The sequence below is a fragment of the Stieleria sp. genome (genome assembly GCF_041595215.1).
GTDB lineage: Bacteria > Planctomycetota > Planctomycetia > Pirellulales > Pirellulaceae > Stieleria > Stieleria magnilauensis.
Window position 1 is genome coordinate 1 of record NZ_JBFHKV010000692.1, and the last position, 4,731, is coordinate 4,731.

Below are 4,731 nucleotides of genomic sequence, written 5' to 3' on the forward strand. Positions count from 1 at the left end.
GGGTGACGGTGGTGTTCGCATCCGTCTTGCCCAGCAAAAACTTGTCGACAAAGGCTTCGACTTCCGGACGCTGACTGGCGGGGAGTCGACAATGCGGGTGACCGGCGACGATCGAAAATCCGAACCGGTCGCCAATTCCAAACGTTTTCCAGACTTCGTGAGCGGCTCGGCAGGAGACATAACCCGACTCGTCGGCCAGCCATTCGTAGTCCGGATTGCCCAGCACCAACAACGCTCGCGGCGCAATCATCGCCATCAATTCATGATGGTCATAGGGAAGTTTCTCAACGGCGCCGGAAAACTGAAACATCTCCTCCAGAAACCACGCGCGACTGGTCTTGCCGAGGGTTTCCACGTTGCCCAGTGTTTCTGAAACCCGCCAGGCTGCGGCACCGCCTCCACCGGATTCCTGGGCAATTGTCAGTGCGATCCGTTCGTCGAAGGCTCCGGCAAACAGGGCCATCTTTCCGGCAAACGAACAACCTGTCACCGCAAGACGCTTACGATTGATCGGAAGGTCATCCGCGACGAGTTCAAGGCCATCAATGATTCGGCTGATTCCCCACGACCAGGCGCTGTAGGCGCCGATGTCGGTCAACTCTGGATAGAGCCGATTGATCGGTTCCTCGCCGCGTTTCTGCTGATGAGCCATCACCTGACTGAAATTGAACGCGATCGTCGCGATCTTGCGGTTGGTAAAGATTTCGGCAGGAAGGCTCCCGCTGCCGCCGCCGAAACCGATCCCGATGACGGCGGGAAAGGGCCCGTCACCCTCCGGTATTCGAACCCGAGCCGTCAGCGTCAGCGTCTCGCCGTTCTCGGTCACCTTCACGGTGAGCGTGTTATTCTCGAAGCTGGCGACGATCCCGTTTGGCTTCGGTGGCTTCTTCCCAATCCCATACGTTTCGATCTCCGCTTTGATCTCCGATCGGCGACGCTCCCAGTCGTTGAATTCTGTCGAACGCCCGCTGCCATCCGACCAGGCGAAGGGATCGGGAAGAGACCGAATCGCGGGCAACGCGTCGAAATCAGGTAACACAGGCTGCGGAAACGTTACGCCGGTGTGCTCAACGTCGTAAACCAGTGGAACGTCCTGGGCGGGGCACGCCATGGTGGCGAACAGGACGAGAGTGATCAGTGAACCGATCACCGCCAGTGGCATGGCTTTTCGCATGATTGAACACTCCAGGAACGACGTCGTTTCGAGCACGCTCGCGTCAGCTTAACACAGACAAATGGACCGGAAATCAAACCGGCAGGCTTTCAAATCCAGGAATCCTAACCAGTCGGGGGGCAATGCGTTTCCGCTGCGTTGGCAACTTTCGACTCATATCGAACCGATCTGCGTTACGCTACAGTTCGGCATCCCATCGCATTCCATTGGCCGAGCAAAACCATGTCAAACGTCGATCAAGCAGCCCCGCAGAACGAGAACGCCCTGGCGGGATCAGAACACACCGAAAAGATCAAGTCGCAGGTTCTGGAAAAAGTCGGCAGGCCCCCACGCCTGCATCGCGTCGAGGTCTGTCGTCACCACAACGGCAACTATCGGGTCAACGTCTGGGAGAGATTGGAGCCGACAGGGGACTCCGCATACTCAACCCGCGCCCACATTCTGTCGTCCTACTATTTAAAGGTCTCGGATTCTGGTGAGATCATTCGCAGCAACCCCCCGCTGACCAAACTGCGTTTCTCGGCTTGAACTTAACCACCGACCGCCCACGGTGAAGCGTCTCGCCGGTGAGGGGGCGCGACAGGACCGATGGACCTGATGTGCCCGATTGGTCCGATCGGATGATCGCTGCCCCATGATCGTTGCCCCGGCACGCATCACGTACTAAAAACCACGGGCGCACCGGGTGACTCGACTGGCCGATCACTCACCCGCGAATTTCCACCACTCGCGCGAGCGTTCATTCGAAGTCGTAGACCGCGAACACGCTGACTTGGAATCGAAGGCCGTCGATCGCGTTTGCGGTGATGTCCTCACCAACTTCTCCGTCCTCCTCCTCATCGTACGACCAGTACATTTCGGACGCCATGTACGCGGAGTACGAAGAGGCACCGGACGAGCCCCCGTTTTCCGTCGGCCACAGCGTTTTCAATTTCCCCAATTTGACGCCGAGCGCATCGGCGGTCACGGCGGCCGACTTCTTTGCCTTCTCGATCGCCGACTTCATCGCCTCGCGCCGTTGCTCATCATTGATTTTGCCGACGAACAGAATGTTGGGACCGCCGCTGTTGCTGCTGTCTATCGAGTAGCCATAGTTCTCGTCCATCATCGCCTGCATTTCTTTCATCTTTTCAAGCGACTCTTCGTCGATTTCCGGCTTATTCTTTTCTCCTTTGAAATCGCGCTGGCTGATTTGGTCTCTCAGCCCTTGCGGCAGCAGTGACAGTGCGTCGGCATCTTTGGTCGGCAACGGCCAATCGACTTTCAGTGACGTGGTTGCGGTGTATACGGTCGGAACAGAATCCATGTCGGGAGCGGCTTGTCCCATTTGCCGCTGCATCATTTGCATCATCTGCATGTACTGACGTTGCTCGGAATTCTCATTCCCACCGGAGGAGAGTTGTGTCGAAGTGAATTGAATCGAATCGGTGTCCGCGTTCATCTCGCCTAATTCTTTACGAACGCGTTCCTTGTGTGCCGCCAACGAACGCACGGCCGACTTGGCGTCTTTTCCCTGCGCTTGGATCGACATCGTCAATCGGAGCGCCGACGGCTCGACCGCGACGACGGCCGTCCCCCGCGCGACGATGCCTTCGGGCATGGACGAAGATTGAGCAACGGTCGTTGCCGGGGTCAGCAAGCCGATCGCCAAAACAATCCCGGCCAGGCGTGTGGTTCGTAAAAACCGGTTCGGATTCATTCGCGTCGCGTCCCGTTTCATGATCTACTCCCAAAGTGCTGTCGTGTGAGGACGGGGTTAAAAGGAAAACATGCCATCGTATTCTTGAAGATGAGTCTTGATGATTTTTTTGACGCGGTCGTCGCGGAGTGGCTGGAGCGCCGTCCGAACGGCCTCCTCGTCCTGCCACTGGACCACTTGCGCGCAGCGACGATAGATCTCGATCGCGTCATCGTCGGTCCGTTTCGCTTTTGCCAACGCGATGGCCAACAGCGTCAGGGGGCGCTCGACGCCGCCGAGTCGATCGAGTAGCGGATCGAGCGGTATTTCTTTTCCCAGCGAAACGAGCAGCGTGTCGGCGATCGCGGCCGAGGTTTTGTTCTCAGTCTTGCTCAGTCGGTTCAAGGTGTCTTCCGAGAGCGACTGTGTGGTCCTCTGCAGCGGGTGCAAGCCCGCGCTGCGATAGACCACGGGGACGCCGATGTTCTCTTCCTGTATCCCCTCAAACGAGTTATTGCAACTGAGCCGCAGTAGAGCCGCGTCGACAATCTCGTGGTTCGGATGTTCCAGTAGGACGACGGCACGATCGACCGAGAGCGACGACAGGTCACCCAACGCCAATGCGGCTGCAGTGCGGCGCAGTATCGCGTCTTCGGCAGACTGTTCGACCAAAGCGAGCGCTTCGGCGGTCGCATGGCGGCGACTGACTCTGGCAAGGACCGCCAACAGCACGGCGCGATGTCGACGCGATTTTGCCGACGTGTATCGGTCGATCAGCCATTGTGTGACCTCGGCTTGGTGCGGATGAATGCCACTGACTTTGCGTTTGGCCAACAGGCCCGAGTCATCCGTCGCCAAGTCGTCTTCGTCGACGAGCGTCGCATGATGATCGCCGAGTCCGCCGGTGAGGGAGCGTTGCAGCAAGTGCACCAATCGGACCAACAATTCGTTCGACAGGTCCTCGGATCGACCGAGAAATTCATCCAGCGCGTTCGCGATCTCTGTCGACTCGATCAACGTGGCGGCGTCCCAGTTCGCTGCCAACGAACTGTCTGTTTCTTCCGACGTCAGGTCGTTCAGATGATCCCGCACCCATTTCACGCGAGCTTCTGCCGGCAACCAGTCGACGACCAAATCAACCCTCGGATCCGTGTCGGAGGCCTGCTGCGCCGCTTGCAAGATCGCGTCGGCACGGCCAACATCCCCACAGGTCGCCAATGCCGCGTTGGCCCAGCGACGTTCGGTTTCGCTGCCGTCCGCTGTGCCATCCACTGTGCCGTTTTGGGTGGCGCCGGCTTCGGCAATCTGACGCAGGATCGGCTCGCAGTTGCGGATCCAGGTAGGCCGCGCAAGACTCTCATCGTGCTGCTGCCACCGGGTCATCCAGTAAGCTGCACTTCCGAGTCGACTGGGGTCCACTTGTGAAAGTCGCTCGGAGTCTTCGTCGTCGCTTGCTTTGGTTGGCCCGGCAGGACTCGCCGGTGCGTTACCAAACAGCGACGCCGCCAAGTCCAGCGGAGACGAATCTTCCGATGCCGTTTCCATCTCGGATTCCGGCTCTGAGTCTTCGTTCGATCCGCTTGCTCCAAAGAATCCGCCAATCTGGTCGAGTTGATCCGTTTGCGACGTTGATTCTTGGACCGATGTCGTGTCTTGGTCAGGCGTATTCACGCTGTCCGCAAACGTTTCGTTCTCTGGAGCGGTGGTTTTTTTACCCGTTTTACTGAAGCGTTCAGGGATCGGTCGCATCAATTCGATCGCTGCGATCGCCCGCCCTTCGGTCATCGAGAACGCGAGACGCCACCGCTCCAACTCGTCTGCCACGCTTTTCTCGCGAAACTCTTCCACACAGGGAATGAATGCCCGCATCGCCGCCACC

3 protein-coding genes and 1 pseudogene are annotated in these 4,731 nt (G+C 58.4%); 1 reads left to right on the forward strand and 3 read right to left on the reverse strand.

What is annotated here, in order from left to right; all coding sequences use genetic code 11:
• Window positions 1–1,174 (reverse strand): annotated as a pseudogene (locus tag ABX749_RS22605) (glycoside hydrolase family 10); the annotation flags it as partial.
• Window positions 1,175–1,396: 222 nt separating this feature from the next.
• On the opposite strand from ABX749_RS22605, the gene ABX749_RS22610 reads away from it, so the two are divergent.
• Window positions 1,397–1,702, forward strand: coding sequence for a hypothetical protein (locus ABX749_RS22610; protein WP_372897979.1), 306 nt, complete (start codon window positions 1,397–1,399; stop codon window positions 1,700–1,702).
• Between the two features lie 211 nt (window positions 1,703–1,913).
• On the opposite strand, the gene ABX749_RS22615 is transcribed toward ABX749_RS22610, so the two are convergent.
• Window positions 1,914–2,894, reverse strand: a complete 981-nt coding sequence (locus tag ABX749_RS22615) for an SIMPL domain-containing protein (protein ID WP_372897980.1) — start codon at window positions 2,892–2,894, stop codon at window positions 1,914–1,916.
• A gap of 36 nt (window positions 2,895–2,930) precedes the next feature.
• Window positions 2,931–4,731: hypothetical protein (locus ABX749_RS22620; protein ID WP_372897981.1), on the reverse strand; the 1,801-nt coding region annotated here is incomplete at its 5' end.

Excerpts from the sequence above, each read along its gene's own strand:
- ABX749_RS22610 (WP_372897979.1), top strand. The coding sequence starts at position 1,397 with ATGTCAAACGTCGATCAAGCAGCCCCGCAGAACGAGAACGCCCTGGCG.
- ABX749_RS22615 (WP_372897980.1), bottom strand. The coding sequence starts at position 2,894 with ATGAAACGGGACGCGACGCGAATGAATCCGAACCGGTTTTTACGAACC.